The sequence below is a fragment of the Streptomyces sp. NPDC058335 genome, from assembly GCF_042723915.1.
GTDB lineage: Bacteria > Actinomycetota > Actinomycetes > Streptomycetales > Streptomycetaceae > Streptomyces.
In genome coordinates this window covers 366,375-389,158 of sequence record NZ_JBHXHX010000006.1, presented here as the reverse complement: position 1 = coordinate 389,158, position 22,784 = coordinate 366,375, and the positions used below count along the sequence as shown (strand labels likewise).

Sequence of the window (22,784 nt, the reverse complement as noted above, 5' to 3'; positions counted from 1 at the left end):
TCCGGTGATCCGTGCGTCCGGATCGGTGCGCCTCAGAGCACGCGCACCGCGCCCGACGCCGGGTAGCCGGAGAGATCCTGGATCACCACACCCTTGGAGGGGTTGGCCGCGTCGAGGTACTGGCCGTCGCCGATGTAGACGCCCACGTGGTACGCGGAACCCTTGCCGCCCCAGTACAGGATGTCGCCGACCTGGAGATTGGACAGCGACACGTCCGTGCCGGCCATCGACTGGTCCTGCGAGACGCGCGGAAGGTCCACGCCGACCTGCTTGAACGCGGCCTGCACCAGGCTGGAGCAGTCCCAGGCGTTGGGGCCGGTGGCGCCCATGACGTAGGCGTCGCCCAGCTGGGCCTTGAGGAAGGAGATGACCGTCCCGACGCTGCCGCTGGCCGGAGCGGAGGCGGTCGTCGAGGTGGAGAGGGTGGTCCGCTCCGTGGAACGGGACACGGCGGCCTCGGCGGCAGCCTTGCGGGCCTCCTCGGCCTTCTTCTTCGCCTCGGCCTTCTTGGCGGCGGCGAGGTCCTGCTTGGCCTCCTTGGCGGCCGCGGCGGCGGCCGCGTCGCGCTCGGCCTCCAGCTGGTAGTTCGCGGCGGCCTGCTGCGTGGCGTTCGCGGACTGTGTGACCTGTGCGGCCACGTCACCCGTCAGGACGGGCAGTTCGAGCGTCTGAGTCACCGGCTCGGCGGCGTTGGCCGATCCGGCCGCGGTGGCCACGGCCAGCGAGCCGAGTACACCACTGGCGACTCCGGCCCGCATCGCGATCGTCGACGCGCTGCGGCCGGGTTTCCGGTGGCTGCGTATGTGAGCGGTGTGGGACATGAGTACAACCGGTATCAGGGGGTCCTCCATACCTTCAAGAAACGTGTGCTGCGCCACAATTACTCAATGGGGACCCCGAACACCTGCCGCACCACCCTTTATTGACGCCGTAACGGACATTGCGGACGCGGGTGATCAAGCCCGTGATCATGGACTTTCGTTGTTACGTCCGGATTGCCCCGCGCCTAGCACTGGTTGAGATCGTTGGCCAAGCCCGGCTCTCGGGCGCCACTCGTGAGTGTGGCGGAGGTCACGGAACGATTAACGGAAGGCCCGCGTCCGGTGCGCGCGGCGCGACCGGCTCCGCTCGTGAACGCGTGCACGCGTCCACATCGGCCCCGAGACTCCCCCTGATGTGTGAACGCGTCCTCTATCAAGGCACCCCGCCCAACACCAATTTGCATGCAGCGGAATCCTCTTGATATAGAGACGCCGCCATCCACCTGCGGTGACGCGCATAAATGTCACTTCTTGTGATCACTCTGACGCTTCGCGTACGAAGATCACCGCTGATATGACTTCATGATCCTTCGTCAGGTGGTGGAGATCACAAAGCTTGTGCAATACCCCGTGTCGCAGATCACAGAGCGGCAGGCATAGGATGCGAGGCAGTTGGGCTTGTGACCTGCTTCACATGTTCGCGATCTTCGTCGGGGCCGGCGGAGTTCGTGAGGCCGGTGAGACGGATGTGAGCCCACACCATCGCCAGCAGTCAGTGCCGACTGAGAGGAGCGAGGAGCGGTGAACGCGTATGCGCCCATCCTCGTACTGGGAGCCCTCGGGGCAGGCTTTGCGATCTTCTCCGTGGTCATGGCCACGTTGATCGGGCCGAAGCGGTACAACCGCGCCAAGCTCGAGGCCTACGAGTGCGGTATCGAGCCGACCCCCACGCCGGCCGGCGGCGGGCGCTTCCCCATCAAGTACTACCTGACGGCGATGCTCTTCATCGTCTTCGACATCGAGATCGTCTTCCTCTACCCCTGGGCCGTCACCTTCGACGCCCTGGGGGTTTTCGGGCTCGTGGAGATGTTGCTCTTCGTGCTCACCGTCTTCGTCGCCTACGCCTACGTGTGGCGGCGCGGCGGCCTGGAATGGGACTGAGGGGCCTTTAAGTCATGGGACTCGAAGAAAAGCTGCCGAGCGGATTCCTGCTGACCACCGTCGAGCAGGCCGCGGGCTGGGTGCGCAAGGCGTCCGTCTTCCCCGCCACGTTCGGCCTCGCCTGCTGCGCCATCGAGATGATGACCACCGGCGCCGGCCGCTACGACCTGGCGCGCTTCGGCATGGAGGTCTTCCGCGGTTCGCCCCGCCAGGCGGACCTGATGATCGTGGCCGGCCGGGTCAGCCAGAAGATGGCGCCGGTGCTGCGGCAGGTCTACGACCAGATGCCGAACCCGAAGTGGGTGATCTCCATGGGGGTGTGCGCCTCCTCGGGCGGCATGTTCAACAACTACGCGATCGTCCAGGGCGTGGATCACATCGTCCCTGTCGACATCTATCTCCCCGGCTGTCCGCCGCGCCCGGAGATGCTGATGGACGCGATCCTCAAGCTCCACCACAAGATCCAGAACACCAAGCTGGGCGTGAACGCCGAGGAAGCGGCCCGCGAGGCCGAGGAAGCGGCGCTCAAGGCCCTGCCCTTGATCGAGATGAAGGGGCTGCTGCGGTGAGCGACGCCAACGGCACCGGCGCAGGGGCCGAGGGAACCAACCCCGAGAAGGACCTCTCCGCCTCCAACCTCCCCGGTCAGCGAGGCCAGGGCGGTGAGGAGATCCGCGTCCAGCGAGGCATGTTCGGTGCCGACAACGGCGGCGACACCTCCGGTTACGGCGGCCTGGTCCGCTCGGTACGCCTCCCCGGACCGACCGCCCGCCCCTACGGCGGCTGGTTCGACGAGGTCGCCGACGAACTCGAGGGTGCGCTGGAGGAGCAGGGTCTCCTCCCCGGCAACGCGATCGAGAAGACGGTCGTCGACCGCGACGAACTCACCTTCCACATCGAACGCGAACACCTCGTCCGCGTCGCCCGCACCCTGCGAGACGACCCGGCCCTGCGCTTCGAGCTGTGCACGGGAGTGAGCGGCGTCCACTACCCGAACGACAAGGGCCGCGAACTGCACGCCGTCTACCACCTGCGCTCGATCACCCACAACAGGCTGATCCGGCTCGAGGTCAGTGCCCCGGACTCCGACCGGCACATCCCGTCCCTGGTCTCCGTCTATCCGACCAACGACTGGCACGAGCGCGAGACCTACGACTTCTTCGGGATCGTCTTCGACGGTCACCCGGCCCTGACGCGGATCATGATGCCGGACGACTGGCAGGGCCACCCGCAGCGCAAGGACTATCCCCTCGGCGGCATCCCCGTCGAGTACAAGGGCGCCCAGATCCCGGCTCCGGACCAGCGGAGGTCGTACTCGTGAGCACTCAGTCAGCATCGGCGCGCGAGACCACCGAGGGCACCGTCTACACGGTCACCGGTGGCGACTGGGACGAGGTCGTCCAGTCCGCGGCCCGCGCCGACGACGAGCGCATCGTCGTCAACATGGGGCCCCAGCACCCCTCCACCCACGGTGTGCTCCGCCTGATCCTGGAGATCGACGGCGAGACGGTCACCGAGGCCCGCTGCGGCATCGGCTACCTGCACACCGGCATCGAGAAGAACCTCGAGTTCCGTACGTGGACACAGGGCACCACCTTTGTGACGCGCATGGACTACCTGACGTCCTTCTTCAACGAGACCGCCTACTGCCTCGGCGTCGAGAAGCTCCTCGGAATCGAGGACCAGATCACCGAGCGAGCCAAGATCATCCGGGTGCTCCTGATGGAGCTGAACCGGATGTCCTCCCACCTGGTGTGCATCGCCACCGGAGGCATGGAACTCGGCGCGACCACGATCATGATCTACGGATTCCGTGATCGTGAACTGATTCTCGACATCTACGAACTCATCACCGGCCTGCGCATGAACCACGCGTACATCCGCCCCGGCGGACTCGCCCAGGACCTGCCGCCCGGCGCGGTGGACCAGATCCGCGAGTTCGTGAAGAAGATGAAGAAGAACCTCCCGGAGTACGACAAGCTCGCCACCGGGAACCCCATCTTCAAGGCCCGCATGCAGGACATCGGCTACCTCGACCTGGCCGGCTGCATGGCCCTCGGTGCCACCGGCCCGGTGCTGCGCGCCACCGGCCTGCCGCACGACCTGCGCAAGAGCCAGCCCTACTGCGACTACGAGACGTACGACTTCGACGTCCCGACCGCCGATTCCTGCGACGCCTACGGCCGCTTCCTGATCCGCCTGGAGGAGATGCGCCAGTCGCTCAGGATCGTCGAGCAGTGCCTGGACCGGCTCCAGCCCGGCCCGGTCATGGTCCCCGACAAGAAGATCGCCTGGCCCGCCCAGCTCGCCCTGGGCCCCGACGGCCTCGGCAACTCCCTCGACCACATCAAGAAGATCATGGGCACCTCCATGGAGGCCCTGATCCACCACTTCAAGCTGGTCACCGAGGGCTTCCGGGTCCCGCCGGGGCAGGCCTACGCGGCCGTCGAGTCCCCCAAGGGCGAACTCGGGGTGCACGCCGTGTCCGACGGCGGCACCCGCCCCTACCGGGTCCACTTCCGCGACCCGTCCTTCACCAACCTTCAGGCCATGGCGGCGATGTGCGAAGGCGGCCAGGTCGCCGACGTGATCGTCGCCGTGGCGTCCATCGACCCCGTGATGGGAGGCGTCGACCGGTGACCACCTCTTCTTCGGAGCGGGGCGTCAGCCTGGGCATGCCCCAGTTGCCCGCGCCCGCCTACCCGGACGACGTCCGAGCCCGGCTGGAGACGGACGCGCGCGAGATCATCGCCCGCTACCCCGACTCCCGCTCCGCGCTCCTGCCGTTGCTGCACCTCGTGCAGTCGGAGGAGGGACATGTCACGCGCACCGGGATGCAGTTCTGCGCGGACGTACTGGATCTGACCACCGCCGAGGTCACCGCGGTCGCGACCTTCTACACCATGTACCGGCGCCGGCCGAGCGGTGACTACCAGGTGGGCGTCTGCACCAACACCCTCTGCGCGGTGATGGGCGGCGACGCCATCTTCGAGGCGCTCCAGGACCACCTTGGCGTCGGCAACGGCGAGACCACCGATGACGGCAAGGTCACCCTGGAGCACATCGAGTGCAACGCGGCCTGCGACTACGCGCCGGTTGTGATGGTCAACTGGGAGTTCTTCGACAACCAGACCGTGCAGAGCGCGAAGCGCCTGGTGGACGACCTGCGCATCGGCCGTACCGTCTCGCCCACGCGCGGGGCTCCGCTGTGCACCTTCAAGGAGACCGCCCGGATCCTGGCGGGCTTCCCCGACGAGCGCGAGGGCGCCGTCGAAGCGGGCGGCAGCGCGGGACCGGCGTCGCTGGTGGGTCTTCGCCTGGCAAGGGGAGAGACCGCACCCGCGCGCGTGGTCCATCCGCGCGACGGCGGACCGCACGACGCGCCGCAGGACCTGGCCGTGCACGACCCGTCGCCGACCGAGCACCTCAGTTCGCATGACGCGCCGCAGGACACGTCGGCCTCCGACCCGGCTCACCCGGCAGGGCCTACCGCCGAGGAGGGGGAGTGATGACCTTGGCACCCGAGCTGAAAGACACCGGCCCCGAGAAGCTGCTCGCACCCGTACTGTCGGCCTTCTGGGACGAGGACAGGTCCTGGACGCTGGACGTGTACCGAAGGCACGAGGGCTACGAGGGTCTCCGCAAGGCACTCGCCATGTCGCCGGACGACCTGATCGCGTACGTCAAGGAATCCGGGCTGCGTGGCCGCGGTGGCGCGGGATTCCCCACGGGAATGAAATGGCAGTTCATTCCCCAGGGGGATGGAAAACCGCACTATCTAGTTGTCAACGCCGACGAGTCGGAGCCGGGAACCTGCAAGGACATCCCGCTCCTCTTCGCGAACCCGCACAGCCTCATCGAGGGCATTGTGATCGCGTGTTATGCCATCAGGTCGTCTCATGCATTCATCTATCTGCGTGGTGAAGTCGTCCCTGTTCTGCGACGGTTGCACGAGGCCGTGCGCGAGGCCTACGCGGCGGGCTACCTCGGCGAGAACATCCTGGGCAGCGGACTCGACCTCGAACTCACCGTGCACGCGGGTGCGGGCGCGTACATCTGCGGCGAAGAGACCGCGCTGCTGGACTCGCTCGAAGGCCGCCGTGGACAACCGCGGCTGCGTCCTCCTTTCCCTGCTGTCGCGGGCCTCTATGCGTGCCCGACTGTGGTGAATAACGTCGAGTCGATCGCGTCGGTTCCCGCGATTCTGCAAAACGGAAAAGAATGGTTCAGGTCGATGGGAAGCGAGAAGTCCCCGGGCTTCACGCTCTACTCGCTCAGCGGCCATGTCGCCAGCCCCGGCCAGTACGAGGCCCCCCTCGGCATCACCCTCCGCCAGCTCCTCGAGATGAGCGGCGGCATGCGACCGGGCCACCGCCTCAAGTTCTGGACGCCGGGCGGCTCCTCGACACCGATGTTCACCGACGAGCACCTCGACGTCCCCCTTGATTACGAAGGAGTGGGCGCCGCGGGTTCCATGCTCGGCACGAAAGCACTCCAGTGCTTCGACGAGACGACCTGCGTCGTGCGGGCCGTCACCCGCTGGACCGAGTTCTACGCCCACGAGTCCTGTGGCAAGTGCACACCCTGCCGCGAAGGCACCTACTGGCTGGTGCAGTTGCTGCGGGACATCGAGGCAGGCAAGGGCGCCATGTCCGACCTCGACAAGCTCAACGACATCGCCGACAACATCAACGGCAAGTCCTTCTGCGCCCTCGGCGACGGTGCCGCCTCGCCGATCTTCTCCTCGCTCAAGCACTTCCGCGAGGAGTACGAGCAGCACATCACGGGCCGCGGCTGCCCCTTCGACCCGGCCAAGTCGACGGCCTGGGCCGACCGCACGGAGGTGAACGCATGACGGTGACCACCAGCGCTCCCTCCGGGGGCGGAGAGGCGGCTCTCCCGCCGGAAGATCTCGTGTCGCTGACCATCGACGGCGTGGAGATCAGCGTGCCCAAGGGCACCCTGGTCATCCGGGCCGCCGAGCAGCTCGGCATCGAGATCCCGCGCTTCTGCGACCACCCTCTCCTCGACCCGGCCGGCGCCTGCCGCCAGTGCATCGTCGAGGTCGAGGGCCAGCGCAAGCCGATGGCGTCCTGCACCATCACGTGCACGGACGGAATGGTGGTGAAGACCCACCTCACCTCCCCGGTGGCCGAGAAGGCGCAGCACGGTGTGATGGAGCTGCTCCTCATCAACCACCCGCTGGACTGCCCGGTCTGCGACAAGGGCGGCGAGTGCCCCCTGCAGAACCAGGCCATGTCGCACGGCAACGCCGAGTCCCGCTTCGAAGGCCGCAAGCGGACCTACGAGAAGCCCGTCCCGATCTCCACGCAGGTGCTGCTCGACCGTGAGCGGTGCGTGCTGTGCGCCCGGTGCACCCGGTTCTCCAACCAGGTCGCGGGCGACCCGATGATCGAGCTGATCGAGCGGGGCGCGCTCCAGCAGGTCGGCACCGGTGAGGGCGACCCCTTCGAGTCGTACTTCTCCGGCAACACCATCCAGATCTGCCCGGTCGGCGCGCTCACCTCGGCGGCCTACCGGTTCCGCTCACGGCCCTTCGACCTGATCTCCTCGCCGTCCGTCTGCGAGCACTGCTCGGGCGGCTGCGCGACGCGCACGGACCACCGGCGCGGCAAGGTCATGCGGCGCCTCGCCGCCGACGACCCCGAGGTCAACGAGGAGTGGATCTGCGACAAGGGGCGGTTCGGGTTCCGGTACGCGCAGCAGCGCGACCGGCTGCACACCCCGCTCGTGCGCAACGCCGAGGGCGACCTCGAACCGGCCTCCTGGCCAGAGGCGCTGCAGATCGCGGCCCAGGGACTGCTCGCCTCGCGCGGCAGGACCGGCGTCCTGACCGGTGGCCGCCTCACCATCGAGGACGCCTACGCGTACAGCAAGTTCGCGCGCGTGGCGCTCGGCACCAACGACATCGACTTCCGCGCGCGCGTGCACAGCAACGAGGAGGCCGACTTCCTGGCGTCCAGGGTGGCGGGCCGCGGCCGTGACCTCGACGGCAGCGGCATCACGTACACGACGCTGGAGCAGGCGCCCACCGTCCTGCTCGTCGGGTTCGAGTCCGAGGAGGAGGCGCCCGGCGTCTTCCTGCGGCTGCGCAAGGCCTGGCGCAAGCACGGGCAGAAGGTCTTCTCGCTGGCCACGCACGCCACCCGCGGCCTGGAGAAGGCCGGCGGCACGCTGCTGCCGGCCGCTCCGGGCACCGAGACCGAGTGGCTCGACGCGCTGTCCAGCGGGGTCGGCCTGGAGGACGAACCGGGTAGCCGGGCCGCCGAGGCGCTGCGCGCCGGGGGCGCGGTGATCATCGTCGGTGAGCGGCTCGCCGCCGTCGCGGGCGGTCTGACCGCCGTCGTACGGGCGGCCACCGCCACCGGGGCGGAGCTGGTGTGGATTCCGCGCCGGGCGGGGGAGCGGGGCGCCATCGAGGCGGGTGCGCTGCCGTCGCTGCTGCCGGGCGGGCGCCCGGCCACCGACCCGCGCGCGCGGGAAGAGGTCGCGGCAGCCTGGGGCGTCGCCGAACTCCCGCTGCGCTACGGCCGGGACACCGGGCAGATCATCGATGCCGCCGCGGGTGGTGAGCTTCAGGCGCTGCTCGTCGCCGGGGTGGAGGTCGCCGACCTGCCCGACCCGGCACGTGCGCGTGTGGCGCTCGACGAGGCCGGCTTCGTGGTGTCGCTGGAGCTGCGGCCCGGCGAGGTCACCGCCCACGCCGACGTCGTACTGCCCGTCGCCGCGGTCGCCGAGAAGGCGGGCGCTTTCCTCAACTGGGAGGGCCGGGTGCGCTTCTTCGAGGCCGCGCTCAAGCCCGACCAGATGACGCGCCGCCTGGCACCGAGCGACGCGCGCGTGCTGCAGATGCTGGCCGACGCCATGGACGTCCATCTGGGCCTGCCCGACCTGCGCACCGCGCGCGCCGAACTGGACCGGCTCGGTGCCTGGGACGGGCCGCGGGCCACCGCACCGCTGGACACCGCGGGCGTCCTGCCGCGGCCCGCCGCCGGTGAGGCCGTGCTCGCCGGGCACCGCCTGCTGCTCGACCAGGGCCTCCTCCAGCAGGGCGACGAGGCGCTCGCCGGGACCCGGCACGCCGCCCACGCGCGCGTGTCCGCCGCCACGGCCGCCGAAGCGGGCGTCGAGGACGGCGAGGCACTCGCCGTGACCGGCACCGCCGGAACGGTCGAACTGCCCGTCGAGATCACCGAGATGCCCGACCGGGTGGTGTGGCTCCCGCTGAACTCCACGGGTGGGGGCGTCGCCTCCGACACCGGGGCCCGGCCCGGCTCCCTCGTCCGCATCGGCCCGGCGACGTCCGCCGCCGACGCTCCCAAGGAGGTAGAGGCATGAGCCCGTACCTCGCCGCTGAAGACCTCTCGATGTTCGGCCGCGACCCCTGGTGGCTGGTCGTCGTCAAGGCGGTGTTCTGCTTCGCCTTCCTGATGCTGACCGTGCTGTTCTCCATCGTCTGGGAGCGCAAGGTCGTCGCCTGGATGCAGCTGCGCGTCGGCCCCAACCGGCACGGCCCCTGGGGCATGCTCCAGTCGCTCGCCGACGGCATCAAGCTGATGCTGAAGGAAGACCTCATCGTCAAACGCGCGGACAAGGTGGTGTACGTCCTCGCACCGGTCGTCGCCGCCATCCCGGCCTTCATGGCGATCGCGGTGATCCCCTTCGGTCCGGCCGGCAACGAGGTCTCGATCTTCGGCCAGCGCACCACGATGCAGCTCACCGACCTGCCGATCGCGATGCTCTACATCCTCGCGGTCGCCTCGATCGGCATCTACGGCATCGTCCTGGCGGGCTGGAGTTCCGGATCGACCTACCCGCTGCTCGGCGGCCTGCGTTCCTGCGCGCAGATGATCTCGTACGAGATCGCGATGGGCGCCGCGTTCGCCTCGGTGTTCCTCTACTCCGGGTCGATGTCGACGTCGACGATCGTCGAGCAGCAGCAGGACCGCTGGTACATCCTCCTGCTGCCGGTCTCCTTCATCCTCTACATCGTCACGATGGTGGGCGAGACCAACCGCGCCCCCTTCGACATGCCGGAGTCCGAGGGCGACCTGGTCGGCGGCTTCAACACCGAGTACTCGTCGATCAAGTTCGCGATGTTCATGCTCGCCGAGTACGTGAACATGGTGACGGTGTCGGCCGTGGCGACCACGCTCTTCCTCGGCGGCTGGCGGGCTCCCTGGCCGGTCAGCACCTTCTGGGAGGGCGCGAACCATGGCTGGTGGCCGATGCTCTGGTTCGTCGTCAAGGTGCAGCTGCTGCTGTTCTTCTTCATCTGGCTGCGCGGCACGCTGCCACGGGTCCGCTACGACCAGCTGATGAAGCTCGGCTGGAAGGTCCTCATCCCGGTCTCGGTGACCTGGCTGATGCTCGTCGCGACCGTGCGGACCCTGCGCAACGAGAACTACGACTTCGCCGACATCGCCCTCTACGTCGGCGGCGGTGTCCTGGCCCTGCTGCTGCTCTCCTTCGTCGCGGACATGTTCCGCGACCGCGGCAAGGACGAGCAGACAGCCCCCGCGGAGCCCGCCGGCTTCGACCCGATGGCGGGTGGGTTCCCCGTACCGCCGCTGCCGGGACAGGAGTTGCCGCCGGTGCCCAGGCGCGCTTCGCGCCGGGAGCGGGAGCTGATTGTCAGTGGTGGGCCCGATACTCAGAGTGACGGATCGCTGGATGGAAAGGAGGCGTCCGATGGCTGAGGAGCCCAAGGAGACCAAACCCGGTTTCCAGAACCCGGTAGCCGGCTTCGGCGTGACCTTCAAGGCCATGTTCAAGAAGCGGCTCACCGAGCAGTATCCCGAGCAGCAGAAGACCACCGCTCCGCGGTTCCACGGACGGCACCAGCTCAACCGCCATCCGGACGGCCTGGAGAAGTGCGTCGGCTGCGAGCTGTGCGCCTGGGCCTGCCCCGCCGACGCCATCTACGTCGAGGGAGCGGACAACACCGAGGAGGAGCGCTACTCGCCGGGCGAGCGGTACGGGCGCGTCTACCAGATCAACTACGCCCGCTGCATCCTGTGCGGCCTGTGCATCGAGGCGTGCCCCACGCGCGCGTTGACGATGACCAACGAGTTCGAACTGGCCGACAGCAGCCGCGCCAACCTGATCTTCACCAAGGAGCAGCTGCTCGCCGGCCTGGACGAGGGCATGGTCGACGCCCCGCACGCCATCTACCCCGGCATGGACGAACAGGACTACTACCGGGGCCTGGTGACCGAGGCCGCGCCCGGCACCGAGCGGCAGGTCGCCCTCAGCAAGGGCGAGGTTCCGCAGGAGGCCGCCTCCACGTTCGGCCAGGACGAGCCCGCCTCCGGGGAGGTGATCGGCCGATGAGCGCACAGCTCGCCGCCTACTCCACCTCGACCGGCGAGGCGTTCCAGTTCTGGGTGCTGGGCACCGTCGCGGTGATCGGCGCCCTGTGCACCGTCTTCATGAAGAGGGCCGTGCACAGCGCGCTCTGCCTCGCCGGAACCATGATCATCCTGGCGGTGTTCTACCTCGCCAACGGCGCCTACTTCCTGGGCGTCGTACAGATCGTCGTCTACACCGGCGCGATCATGATGCTGTTCCTGTTCGTGGTGATGCTCGTCGGCGTCACCGCCGCGGACTCCCTGACGGAGACCATCAAGGGCCAGCGCTGGCTCGCCCTCGTCTGCGGTCTCGGCTTCGGCATCCTGCTGGTCGCAGGCATCGGCAACGCCTCCCTGACGGAGTTCGGCGGCCTCGCCGAGGCCAACGCGGGCGGCAATGTGGAGGGCCTCGCGGCCCTCATCTTCACCAAGTACGTCTTCGCCTTCGAGATCACCGGCGCCCTGCTCATCACGGCCGCCGTCGGCGCCATGGTGCTCACCCACCGCGAGCGCACCGAGCGGGCGATGACGCAGCGCGAGATGTCCGAGAAGCGCGTCCGCGAGGGCGTCCACCTGCCGCCGCTGCCGGCGCCCGGTGTGTACGCGCGGCACAACGCCGTCGACATCGCCGGCCTGCTGCCCGACGGCACGCCGTCGGAACTCACCGTCAGCAAGACGCTGCGGGAGCGCGGCCAGATCCGGGACGTGTCCGCCGAGGCGCTCAACGACCTCAAGGCGCTCGAGCAGCGCGCCGAGGAGCGCCTGGACCGCACCCCGATCGAGCCGCCGACCTTCAAGCGGGCCGAGGAGGCGTCGAAGTGAACCCCGTCAACTACCTCTACCTCGCCGCCCTGTTGTTCACGATCGGCGCGACGGGCGTGCTGATCAGGCGCAACGCGATCGTCGTGTTCATGTGCATCGAGCTGATGCTCAACGCGTGCAACCTCGCGTTCGTCGCCTTCTCCCGCATGCACGGCAATCTCGACGGCCAGATCATCGCCTTCTTCACGATGGTCGTCGCCGCAGCGGAGGTCGTGGTGGGACTCGCGATCATCGTGTCGCTGTTCCGTTCCCGCCACTCGGCCTCGGTCGACGACGCCAGCCTGATGAAGCTGTAAGGGGTCGGAAGAATCGTGGAGAACCTGATTGCGCTGCTGATCGCGGCGCCCCTGCTCGGAGCGGCCGTCCTCCTGGTCGGTGGCCGGCGGCTCGATGCCGTCGGCCACTGGCTCGGCACCCTGTTCGCGGCCGCCTCCTTCGTGATCGGCCTGGTCCTCTTCGCCGACCTGCTCGGCAAGGACGCCGAAGACCGGACGCTCACGCAACACCTGTTCAGCTGGATCCCGGTCGAGGGCTTCCAGGCGGACGTCGCCTTCCACCTCGACCAGCTGTCGATGACGTTCGTCCTGCTGATCACGGGTGTCGGCTCGCTGATCCACCTGTACTCGATCGGGTACATGGAGCACGACGAGCGCCGCCGCCGCTTCTTCGGCTACCTGAACCTGTTCCTGGCGGCGATGCTCCTCCTGGTCCTCGCCGACAACTACCTGCTGTTGTACGTCGGCTGGGAGGGCGTCGGTCTCGCCTCCTACCTGCTGATCGGCTTCTGGCAGCACAAGCCCAGCGCCGCCACCGCCGCGAAGAAGGCCTTCCTGGTCAACCGCGTCGGCGACATGGGCCTGTCGATCGCCATCATGCTGATGTTCACCACCTTCGGCACCTTCGCCTTCGGTCCCCTGCTCGGCACGCACGAGGAGGCGGGACTCGTCGGAGGCGCCTCCGAGGCCACGCTCACCGGCATCGCCCTGATGCTGCTGCTCGCGGCCTGCGGCAAGTCCGCCCAGGTGCCGTTGCAGTCCTGGCTCGGGGACGCCATGGAGGGCCCGACCCCGGTCTCGGCCCTCATCCACGCGGCCACGATGGTGACCGCGGGCGTCTACCTGATCGTCCGCTCCGCGGCGATCTTCAACCTGGCGCCCGACGCACAGCTCGTCGTCACCGTCGTCGGCGCTGTCACGCTGCTGTTCGGTGCGATCGTCGGTTGCGCGAAGGACGACATCAAGAAGGCCCTGGCCGGCTCGACCATGTCGCAGATCGGCTACATGGTGCTGGCCGCCGGCCTCGGCCCCATCGGCTACGTCTTCGCGATCATGCACCTCGTGACGCACGGCTTCTTCAAGGCCGGCCTGTTCCTCGGCGCCGGTTCCGTCATGCACGGCATGAACGACGAGGTCGACATGCGCAAGTACGGCGGCCTGCGCAAGTACATGCCGGTCACCTTCATCACCTTCGGCCTCGGCTACCTCGCCATCATCGGCTTCCCCGGTCTGTCCGGCTTCTTCTCCAAGGACAAGATCATCGAGGCGGCCTTCGCCAAGGGCGGCACCGAGGGCTGGATCCTCGGCGGCTGCGCTCTGCTGGGCGCGGCCATCACGGCGTACTACATGACGCGCGTGATGCTGCTGACGTTCTTCGGTGAGGAGCGTTGGAAGAACCAACCCACTCGCTCTCCGGAGGCACCGAGCGCCGAGCCCGCCGCCGCGGCCGCATCCGGTCACGTCGCTGCCCCGACGGGGGCACCGCACCCGCACGAGTCCCCGAAGTCCATGACGATCCCGATGATCGCGCTGGCCTTCGGATCGGTCTTCGCGGGCGGGTTCTTCGGCGTCGGCGACCGCTTCCTGCACTGGCTGGAGCCCGTCACGGGACACAGCCACGGTCACGCTCCGATCAGCGCCCTCACCGTCACCCTCGCCACCATGGTGGTCCTGGTGATCGGCGTCGGCGTCGCCTACGCCCAGTACGGCCGCCGTCCCGTCCCGGTCGTCGCCCCGCGGGGGTCCCTGCTCACCAGGGCCGCCCGGCGCGACCTCCTCCAGGACGACTTCAACCACATCGTCCTGGTCCGCGGCGGCGAGCACCTCACGCGGTCCCTGGTGTACGTCGACCACACCATGGTCGACGGCGTCGTCAACGGCACGGCGGCCTCGGTCGGCGGTCTCTCCGGGCGCATGCGCAAGCTCCAGAACGGCTACGCGCGGTCGTACGCGGTCTCGATGTTCGGCGGTGTGGCGATCCTCGTCGCCGCGACCCTGCTGATGAGGGCGGTCTGATACCGATGTCCTTTCCTCTGCTGACAGCGACCGCGGCGCTCCCCGCGATCGGGGCGATCGCCACGGCCGCCGTCCCGGCCGCGCGGCGCAACGCCGCCAAAGCGCTGGCGCTGTTCTTCTCCCTCGCCACGCTCGTCCTGGCGATCGTCATCCTGGTCCGCTTCGACCCTGACGGCGACCGTTACCAGCTCACCGAGTCCCGCTCCTGGATCGCCGATTTCGGCGTCCGGTACGAACTCGGCGTGGACGGCATCGCGGTGGCGCTCATCGCGCTCACGGCGCTGCTGATCCCGTTCATCATCCTCGCGGGCTGGCACGACGCCGACCCGCTGGAGACCGGCAACAAACGGTGGCGGCCGACGCAGGGCTTCTTCGCCCTGATCCTCGCCGTCGAGGCGATGGTGATCATCTCCTTCGAGGCCACCGACGTCTTCCTCTTCTACATCTTCTTCGAAGCCATGCTGATCCCGATGTACTTCCTCATCGGCGGCTTCGGGGACCGGGCCCACGAGCACGGCGAGGAAGCGGCCGCCACCCAACGGTCGTACGCGGCCGTGAAGTTCCTGCTCTACAACCTCGCCGGCGGACTGATCATGCTGGCCGCGGTGATCGGCCTGTACGTCGTCGCCGGGAACTTCTCGCTGACGGAGATCGCCGAGGCCCGCGCCAACGGCTCGCTCGACATGGCGACGAACACCGAACGCTGGCTGTTCCTGGGCTTCTTCTTCGCCTTCGCCGTGAAGGCGCCCCTGTGGCCGCTCCACACCTGGCTGCCCAACGCGATGGGGGAGTCCACCACCCCGGTCGCCGTCCTCATCACGGCCGTCGTCGACAAGGTCGGCACCTTCGCGATGCTCCGCTTCTGTCTCCAGCTCTTCCCGGAGGCCAGCAAGTGGGCGACGCCCGCGATCCTCGTCCTCGCCGTGATCAGCATCATCTACGGCGCGCTGCTCGCCGTCGGGCAGCGGGACATCAAGCGGCTGGTGGCGTACGCGTCGATCTCGCACTTCGGCTTCATCATCATGGGCATCTTCGCGATGACCAGCCAGGGCCAGTCCGGCGCGACGCTCTACATGGTCAACCACGGCATCTCGACGGCCGCCCTGATGCTGGTCGCCGGCTTCCTGATCTCGCGGCGCGGCTCGCGGCTCATCGCCGACTACGGCGGTGTGCAGAAGGTGGCCCCCGTGCTCGCCGGCACCTTCCTGATCGGCGGCCTGGCGACCCTGTCGCTGCCGGGGCTGGCGCCGTTCGTGAGCGAGTTCCTGGTCCTGGTCGGGACGTTCTCCCGCTATCCGGTGATCGGCATCATCGCCACGTTCGGCATCGTCCTCGCCGCGCTCTACACCCTCGTCCTCTACCAGAGGACGATGACCGGTCCCCTCAAACCCGAGGTCGCCTCGATGCCGGACCTCCGCGCGCGTGAGCTGATGGTCGTCGCCCCGTTGATCGTTGTGCTGATCTTCCTGGGCGTCTACCCGAAGCCCGTCACGGACATCGTCGACCCGGCGGTCAAGCAGACACTGTCCGACGTACACAAGAAGGACCCCCAGCCCGAGGTGGAGGCGGCCAAGTGAGCACAGCAGTCGTCCACAACCTGTGGACAACCGCGGCCGACCCGATCTCGAAGATCGACGCGCCGAAGATCGAATACGCGCAGCTGTCGCCCACCCTGATCGTCGTGGGCGCGGCCGTCGTCGGGATCCTGGTCGAGGCATTCGTGCCGCGCAGATCCCGCTACCACGCCCAACTGTTCGTCTCCGTCGTCGCCCTGGTCGCCGCGTTCGCCGCGGTGGTGGCGCTGGCGGCGGACGGGTACGGCACCACCAAGGCGCACATCGCGGCCATGGGCGCGATCGCGGTCGACGGACCGGCCCTGTTCCTCCAGGGCACGATCCTGCTGTCCGCCCTGGTGGGCCTGTTCACCTTCGCCGAACGGCGACTCGACCCCGAGACGCACGGCAACCGCGTCGACTCCTTCGCCGCCCAGGCCGCATCCGTGCCGGGCAGCGACAGCGAGAAAGCCGCGGTCAAGGCGGGTTTCACCACCACCGAGGTGTTCCCGCTGCTGCTGTTCGCGGTCGCGGGCATGCTGGTCTTCCCGGCGGCCAACGACCTGCTGACCCTCTTCATCGCCCTGGAAGTCTTCTCGCTGCCGCTCTATCTGCTCTGCGCGCTGGCCCGCCGCAAGCGGCTCCTGTCGCAGGAGGCCGCGGTCAAGTACTTCCTGCTCGGCTCCTTCGCCTCGGCGTTCACCCTGTTCGGCATCGCCCTCCTGTACGGGTACGCCGGCTCGGTCTCGTACGCGACGATCGCGCAGGTCGTCGACGGCACGGTCACCAACGTCAGCCCGGCCCTCGCGGACACCATGGGCAACGACGTGCTGCTGCTCATCGGCGCCGCGATGATCGTCATGGGGCTGCTGTTCAAGGTGGGCGCCGTGCCGTTCCACATGTGGACGCCGGACGTCTACCAGGGCGCGCCGACCCCCGTCACCGGCTTCATGGCCGCCGCCACCAAGGTGGCCGCCTTCGGCGCCCTGCTGCGGATCCTGTACGTCGTGCTGCCGGGCCTGCGCTGGGACTGGCGGCCGGTCATGTGGGGCGTCGCGGTCGTCACCATGCTGGGCGGCGCGATCGTCGCGATCACGCAGACCGACATCAAGCGGCTGCTGGCGTACTCGTCGATCGCGCACGCGGGATTCATCCTCGCGGGTGTCATCGCGACGACGCCGGACGGTGTCTCGTCCGTCCTCTTCTACCTGGCCGCGTACTCCTTCGTGACGATCGGCGCGTTCGCCGTGGTGACACTGGTGCGGGACGCCGGCGGGGAGGCGACGCACCTGTCCAAGTGGGCGGGGCTGGGCCGCCGGTCGCCGCTGGTCGCGGCCGTGTTCGCGGTGTTCCTGCTGGCCTTCGCCGGTATCCCGCTGACCTCCGGGTTCGCCGGGAAGTTCGCCGTGTTCAAGGCGGCGGCGGAGGGCGGTGCGGCGCCGCTGGTCGTGGTCGGTGTGATCTCGTCGGCGATCGCCGCGTTCTTCTACATCCGCGTCATCGTCCTGATGTTCTTCAGCGAGCCGCGGCCCGAGGGCCCCACCGTCGCCGTCCCGTCGCCTCTGACGATGACGACGATCGGAGTGGGCGTGGCCGTCACCCTGGTGCTCGGCGTGGCACCGCAGTACTTCCTGGACCTGGCGAGCCAGGCAGGGGTATTCGTGCGCTGACCTGCGGAGCTTGTGCGACGGGCCCCGGTTCCCTGCGGAGGGGAGCCGGGGCCGTCGTCTGCGCCGAGCGCGTACGGCGGGTGTCTGCGGCGAGCGTATGCGGCGGGTGCTCGCCCTTCGGTCGCCTGTGCGATAGCGGCCGTTCTGGGCCGGCCGATCATGCCGAGCCTGTGGATAACTCCGGCGGTGTCACTCCGGACCCCTATCGTGGACGCAGTGGTCGAGGGACCACGTACGGGGGACGGGACGATGCGAGGGACGGGCGGGATCAGGGAGATGCCAGCAACCACCGAGATGCCGGGCACGGAGAGCGAGGCGCTGGCCACGCTCCACCGGGTCTTCGGGTACGAAGCCTTCCGAGGTGAGCAGGGCCAGGTCATCGAGCATGTCGTGGCCGGCGGGGACGCGGTCGTCCTCATGCCGACCGGTGGCGGCAAGTCGCTCTGCTACCAGATCCCCTCCCTGGTCAGACCAGGTACGGGCGTCGTCGTCTCGCCGCTGATCGCGCTGATGCAGGACCAGGTGGACGCGCTGCGGGCACTGGGCGTGCGTGCCGGGTTCATGAACTCCACGCAGGACTTCGACGAGCGGCGCACGGTCGAGGCCGAGTTCCTGGCCGGTGAGCTGGACCTGCTGTACCTGGCGCCGGAGCGGCTGCGCCTGGACAGCACGCTGAACCTGCTGTCGCGCGGCAAGATCGCGGTCTTCGCCATCGACGAAGCCCACTGCGTGTCCCAGTGGGGGCACGACTTCCGCCCCGACTACCTCGCCCTCTCCCTGCTGGGCGAGCGCTGGCCCGACGTCCCGCGGATCGCGCTCACGGCCACGGCCACCCACGCGACGCACCAGGAGATCACACAGCGGCTGCGCATGCCGACGGCCCGGCACTTCGTGGCGAGCTTCGACCGGCCCAACATCCAGTACCGGATCGTGCCGAAGGCCGACCCCAAGAAGCAGCTGCTGAGCTTCCTGCGCGAGGAGCACGCGGGCGACGCGGGCATCGTCTACTGCCTGTCGCGCAACTCCGTGGACAAGACCGCCGAGTTCCTCTCCCGCAACGGCATCGAGGCCGTGCCGTACCACGCGGGCCTGGACGCGGGCACGCGCGCGGCGCACCAGTCGCGTTTCCTGCGGGAGGAAGGCCTGGTCGTGTGCGCGACCATCGCCTTCGGCATGGGCATCGACAAGCCGGACGTGCGGTTCGTCGCCCACCTCGACCTGCCCAAGTCGATCGAGGGCTACTACCAGGAGACGGGCCGTGCGGGCCGTGACGGACTGCCCTCGACGGCCTGGATGGCCTACGGCCTGAACGACGTCATACAGCAGCGCAAGATGATCGAGTCGAGCGAGGGCGACGAGGCGTTCCGGCGCAGGGCCGCAGCCCACCTCGAGTCCATGCTGGCGCTGTGCGAGACGGTCCAGTGCCGCCGGGGGCAGCTCCTGGCCTACTTCGGCCAGGAACCGGACCCGAAGGGCTGCGGCAACTGCGACACCTGTCTCGCACCCCCGGAGACCTGGGACGGCACGGTCGCGGCACAGAAGGTGCTGTCGACGGTGGTGCGGTTGCAGCGGGAGCGCGGCCAGAAGTTCGGCGCGGTGCAGATCGTCGACATCCTCATGGGCAAGCGCTCGGCCAAGGTGATCCAGTTCGACCACGACCAGCTGTCGGTGTTCGGCATCGGCGATGATCTTTCCGAGGGCGAATGGCGCGGTGTCGTCCGCCAGTTGCTGGCACAGGGGCTGCTCGCGGTCGAGGGGGACTACGGCACGCTGGTGCTGACGGACTCCAGCGGGGAGGTGCTGCGGCGCGAGCGGGAGGTGCCGCTGCGCAAGGAGCCCAAGAAGCCGGTGACGGCGAAGACGTCGGGCTCCTCCTCCGGCAGGGGCAGGGCGAAGGCCGCCGCGGTCGAACTGCCCGAGGCACTGCTGCCCGCCTTCGAGGCCCTGCGCGCATGGCGCGCCGAACAGGCCCGGGAACAGGGCGTTCCGGCGTACGTCATCTTCCACGACGCCACACTGCGGGAGATCGCCACGGAGTGGCCGACGTCCGTACGGCAACTGGGCGGGATCAGCGGAGTCGGCGAGAAGAAGCTGGCGACGTACGGGGAGGGAGTGATCGGCGTGCTGGCGTCGCTGGGCGAAGCCCCGGACCCGGCTCCCGTCGCCGCTCCTGACCCCGGGACGGGGCCGGGGACGGCTCAGGGTTCCGCGCCTGCCGCGGGCGGGGTGCCCTCTTCGGACGCCGGGTCCGACGACTACTGGCCCGAAATGGACGCGGAGCCGGAACCGGAGGACTGGATATAGGCGGCCGGATGGGGGGGACTGGACGCGAGCGACCGGGGAGGGGATCGCCGGGGCGGGAGCCGGCCCCGGTAGGCGTTCAGCTCAGTGCGGTCAGGCCCGGCGCGAAGGTGATCAGCAGCGGGAGCAGGGGGACCAGTGCCGCCACGGTCGTCGTCAGGGCCCGGTGCCGGCGCAGCAGCCGTGGGGGCGGCTGGAGGAGGCGGTCCACGCGTTCGCCCAGGAGGCGGTGGGAGGACGCGCAGGACAGGACGCCCCGGTGCTGGTTCAGCTCGATCAGCGCCAGGGCCGTCGTGAGATGACCGCAGCGGCGGGACGCCGTGTCGTCGGCGGAGAGTTCGACCAGGCGGTGGGTCTGGTCGCAGAAGTGGGCGAACAGGGGGACGCGCGGGAAGCCGGTCGCCAGGGCCGTCGACAGGTGCAGCAGCCAGTCGTGGTGGGCGCGGGCGTGCCCCCGTTCATGGGCGAGGACCGCGTCCATCTGACGGGAGGTGAGGCGGTGCAGGGCACCGGTGGTCACGATCAGCTGGGGTGGGTTGCCGGGCATCCACCAGGCGTCCGGGTACTCGTCCTCGAGCACGAGCAGTGGACCCCGGGCGGAGGGCAGCCCCGCCGGCAGGTCGGGGGCGCGTTCGCGCAGGTGGGCGCGGGTCTGGCCGCGGCGCCGGCGGGTCTCGACCAGCTCGCGGGCGAGCATGGCGGTGGTCCAGGCGGCCCCGCAGGCCAGCAGCAGCGTGAGGGCCGTCGCCCACAGCGGGGCGGTGGAGAGGTCGTAGGCCTCCGTCACGGCCGGCGGCGCGGGGGCGAAGACCTGGCTGCGGACGGTGTGGAAGACGGCGGCGGCCCCCAGGACCAGCGCCGTCAGACAGCACAGCAGCACCGTGGCGACCAGGCACTGCCACACCCACAGGGCGACCACCGGCTCCCGCTCGGGCCACTCGGCCCGGGTCAGCGCACGCGGGACCGGCACGGCGGCGGTCAGGGCGACGACGCTCAACAGGAGCAGGCAGAGAGTCATTGCCACGGGCTCCGGATCCTGGTCGGAAAGGACGGTGGGCAAACGGGTCGGAGCGGCGGACGGGGCCGTGCTCCGGGAAGGTGCGTGCGGCGGGCCCGGTACGGGGACCGTTCCCGCCGCCAGTATGACGGCGCGGGCCGCCGGAGTCAGCCCGCGAGAACCCGCCCGCTCACCTCGCCCAGCCCGACCCGCAGCCCGCCCGGACCCGGGGCCCAGGCCGACAGGGTCACCACGTCCCCGTCCTCCAGGTACGTCCGCTTGCCGTCGGGGAGTTCCAGGGGGTCGCGGCCGTTCCAGCTCAGCTCCAGGAGGGAGCCGCGCTGGTTGTCGGCCGGGCCGCTCACCGTGCCCGAGCCGTAGAGGTCGCCGGTGCGCAGGGAGGCGCCGTTGACCGTCAGGTGGGCAAGTTGCTGGGCGGCCGTCCAGTACATGGTGGAGAAGGGGGGTTCGGAGACGACGTGGCCGTTGACGGCTACCGAGATGCGCAGGTCGTAGCCGGCGGGCTCGGTGGCGGAGTCGTCGAGGTAGGGCAGCAGGGGATGGGTGCGCTCGGGGGGTGAGAGCCGCGCGTCCTCCAGCGCCTCCAGCGGGGTGATCCACGCCGACACCGACGTGGCGAAGGACTTGCCGAGGAAGGGGCCGAGGGGGACGTACTCCCAGGCCTGGATGTCGCGGGCCGACCAGTCGTTGAGGAGGCACAGGCCGAAGACGTGCTCGCGGAAGTCGGTCAGCGGGACCGGGTGTCCCTGCCGCGACGGCGTGCCCACCACGAAGCCGACCTCGGCCTCGATGTCGAGCCGCTGGGACGGGCCGAAGACGGGGGCCGGGTCGGTGGGCGCCTTGCGCTGGCCCGACGGGCGGACGACGTCCGTGCCGGAGACCACGACCGTGCCGGCGCGGCCGTGGTAGCCGATCGGCAGGTGCTTCCAGTTCGGCAGGAGGGTGTCCGTGGCGTCCGGGCGGAAGATGGCGCCCGCGTTCCGGGCGTGGTGCTCGGAGGCGTAGAAGTCGACGTAGTCGGCCACCTCGAAGGGGAGGTGCAGGGCAACCGAGGAAAGGGGATGCAGGAAGGGGAGCAGCGTCTGCCGGCGGGAGGGGTCCGTGACCCACTCGGTCAGGGCGCGGCGTACCTCGGACCAGGTCGTGCGGCCCGCCGCCAGCAGCGGGTTGAGGGTCGGGCGGCTGAGCAGGTCGGCGTGCGGGGAGCCGAGGGCATGGGCCGCCGCACCGGCGTCCAGCACATGGTCGCCGAGCCGGACACCGACCGTCCGCTGCCCGGAGCCGGACGCGGACCCGGCGTGAGGGCCGGTGTCGGAGCCGGAGCCGGGGTCGGCGTCGGGGCTGGGGAGGGAGAAGACGCCGTACGGGAGGTTGTGCGGGCCGAAGGGGTCGCCCTCGGGGAGGTCGAAGGGGGCCAAGGGGGGCATCGGGTGCTGCCTCACTTTCGTGCTCTCCATCTGTTCGCCGGGTCTGCACATACGTTCGCCATGGCCGGGTGCCGGCCATGCGCAGGTGCTCCGCGAGTGCTCTGCGGGTGCGCCGAGTCGCGGCACACGTTACGGCTGACCTCGCAGGAGGGACACCGGGGCGACACGAGAGTGACACAGGAGGTGAGAGATGAGGTGTCGCGGTCGGAGCGCTCCGCTTCCGTTCGTGTACGGCAAGTTGTCCACAGGCCGGTCCGCAATCTTGACGGAGCGGTGCGAAAGGGGCGACTCTGGGCGGGTGCTGGAAGGCCTCGGGGAGGGGGCGTTCCCATGGCACATTTGGGGGGCAGATGGCCACAGGGGAGGCCGGCCTCGGGTCGACGCGGCATGCTTCACGGCCGAAACGGCT

General features: G+C 69.3%; 18 protein-coding genes. 15 read left to right on the top strand and 3 right to left on the bottom strand.

The features are described from left to right. Window positions 1-32: 32 nt before the first annotated feature. Window positions 33-851, bottom strand: coding sequence for a C40 family peptidase (locus tag ACFWJX_RS14340; protein ID WP_383241639.1), 819 nt, complete (start codon window positions 849-851; stop codon window positions 33-35). 711 nt (window positions 852-1,562) lie between these two features. Here ACFWJX_RS14340 and ACFWJX_RS14335 point away from each other — a divergent pair. The 15 genes from ACFWJX_RS14335 (at window position 1,563) to recQ (ending at window position 19,933) form a co-directional block, all read left to right on the top strand. Beyond that, window positions 1,563-1,922, top strand: a complete 360-nt coding sequence (locus tag ACFWJX_RS14335; RefSeq protein ID WP_007383963.1) for an NADH-quinone oxidoreductase subunit A — start codon at window positions 1,563-1,565, stop codon at window positions 1,920-1,922. 14 nt (window positions 1,923-1,936) lie between these two features. Further along, window positions 1,937-2,491 carry an NADH-quinone oxidoreductase subunit B family protein gene (locus ACFWJX_RS14330; RefSeq protein WP_319257444.1) on the top strand — a complete coding sequence of 185 codons (555 nt, stop codon included), beginning with the start codon at window positions 1,937-1,939 and terminating at the stop codon, window positions 2,489-2,491. Further along, the gene (locus ACFWJX_RS14325; protein ID WP_383241635.1) at window positions 2,488-3,243 is read left to right on the top strand and encodes an NADH-quinone oxidoreductase subunit C; all 756 of its coding nucleotides are present in this window, start codon (window positions 2,488-2,490) and stop codon (window positions 3,241-3,243) included. Before ACFWJX_RS14330 ends, ACFWJX_RS14325 begins: the two co-directional genes overlap by 4 nt. Next, on the top strand, window positions 3,240-4,562 hold the full coding sequence (locus ACFWJX_RS14320) for an NADH-quinone oxidoreductase subunit D (protein ID WP_383241632.1): 1,323 nt from the start codon (window positions 3,240-3,242) through the stop codon (window positions 4,560-4,562). The genes ACFWJX_RS14325 and ACFWJX_RS14320 overlap by 4 nt, the downstream gene beginning before the upstream one ends. Then, window positions 4,559-5,431: an NADH-quinone oxidoreductase subunit NuoE gene (gene nuoE / locus ACFWJX_RS14315; protein WP_383241629.1), complete on the top strand. Its 873-nt coding sequence runs from the start codon at window positions 4,559-4,561 to the stop codon at window positions 5,429-5,431. The genes ACFWJX_RS14320 and nuoE overlap by 4 nt, the downstream gene beginning before the upstream one ends. Continuing rightward, a complete protein-coding gene (gene nuoF / locus ACFWJX_RS14310; RefSeq protein ID WP_383241626.1) occupies window positions 5,431-6,777 on the top strand; it encodes an NADH-quinone oxidoreductase subunit NuoF in 1,347 nt (448 codons plus the stop codon). Before nuoE ends, nuoF begins: the two co-directional genes overlap by 1 nt. After that, window positions 6,774-9,281, top strand: coding sequence for an NADH-quinone oxidoreductase subunit G (locus ACFWJX_RS14305; protein WP_383241623.1), 2,508 nt, complete (start codon window positions 6,774-6,776; stop codon window positions 9,279-9,281). Before nuoF ends, ACFWJX_RS14305 begins: the two co-directional genes overlap by 4 nt. After that, a complete protein-coding gene (nuoH, locus tag ACFWJX_RS14300) occupies window positions 9,278-10,642 on the top strand; it encodes an NADH-quinone oxidoreductase subunit NuoH (RefSeq protein WP_383241620.1) in 1,365 nt (454 codons plus the stop codon). The genes ACFWJX_RS14305 and nuoH overlap by 4 nt, the downstream gene beginning before the upstream one ends. Continuing rightward, window positions 10,635-11,276, top strand: a complete 642-nt coding sequence (nuoI, locus tag ACFWJX_RS14295) for an NADH-quinone oxidoreductase subunit NuoI (RefSeq protein WP_383241618.1) — start codon at window positions 10,635-10,637, stop codon at window positions 11,274-11,276. Before nuoH ends, nuoI begins: the two co-directional genes overlap by 8 nt. Further along, window positions 11,273-12,115, top strand: coding sequence for an NADH-quinone oxidoreductase subunit J (locus ACFWJX_RS14290; RefSeq protein ID WP_383241615.1), 843 nt, complete (start codon window positions 11,273-11,275; stop codon window positions 12,113-12,115). The genes nuoI and ACFWJX_RS14290 overlap by 4 nt, the downstream gene beginning before the upstream one ends. After that, complete coding sequence (gene nuoK / locus ACFWJX_RS14285) at window positions 12,112-12,411, top strand: NADH-quinone oxidoreductase subunit NuoK (protein WP_003974374.1); 300 nt, start codon at window positions 12,112-12,114, stop codon at window positions 12,409-12,411. Before ACFWJX_RS14290 ends, nuoK begins: the two co-directional genes overlap by 4 nt. A 15-nt stretch (window positions 12,412-12,426) precedes the next feature. Next, window positions 12,427-14,406, top strand: coding sequence for an NADH-quinone oxidoreductase subunit L (gene nuoL, locus ACFWJX_RS14280; RefSeq protein ID WP_383241611.1), 1,980 nt, complete (start codon window positions 12,427-12,429; stop codon window positions 14,404-14,406). Window positions 14,407-14,411: 5 nt separating this feature from the next. Next, window positions 14,412-15,983 carry an NADH-quinone oxidoreductase subunit M gene (locus ACFWJX_RS14275; RefSeq protein WP_383241604.1) on the top strand — a complete coding sequence of 524 codons (1,572 nt, stop codon included), beginning with the start codon at window positions 14,412-14,414 and terminating at the stop codon, window positions 15,981-15,983. Continuing rightward, window positions 15,980-17,629 (top strand): NADH-quinone oxidoreductase subunit NuoN, encoded by a 1,650-nt coding sequence (nuoN, locus tag ACFWJX_RS14270; protein WP_383241600.1) that lies wholly within the window; start codon window positions 15,980-15,982, stop codon window positions 17,627-17,629. Before ACFWJX_RS14275 ends, nuoN begins: the two co-directional genes overlap by 4 nt. A 249-nt stretch (window positions 17,630-17,878) precedes the next feature. Continuing rightward, window positions 17,879-19,933: a DNA helicase RecQ gene (gene recQ, locus ACFWJX_RS14265; RefSeq protein WP_383241909.1), complete on the top strand. Its 2,055-nt coding sequence runs from the start codon at window positions 17,879-17,881 to the stop codon at window positions 19,931-19,933. A gap of 76 nt (window positions 19,934-20,009) precedes the next feature. Here recQ and ACFWJX_RS14260 read toward each other — a convergent pair whose 3' ends face one another. Both ACFWJX_RS14260 and fahA read right to left on the bottom strand, forming a co-directional pair. Next, window positions 20,010-20,948, bottom strand: a complete 939-nt coding sequence (locus ACFWJX_RS14260; RefSeq protein WP_383241906.1) for a M56 family metallopeptidase — start codon at window positions 20,946-20,948, stop codon at window positions 20,010-20,012. Window positions 20,949-21,094: 146 nt separating this feature from the next. Continuing rightward, a complete protein-coding gene (gene fahA / locus ACFWJX_RS14255) occupies window positions 21,095-22,366 on the bottom strand; it encodes a fumarylacetoacetase (protein WP_383241903.1) in 1,272 nt (423 codons plus the stop codon). Window positions 22,367-22,784 lie beyond the last annotated feature (418 nt).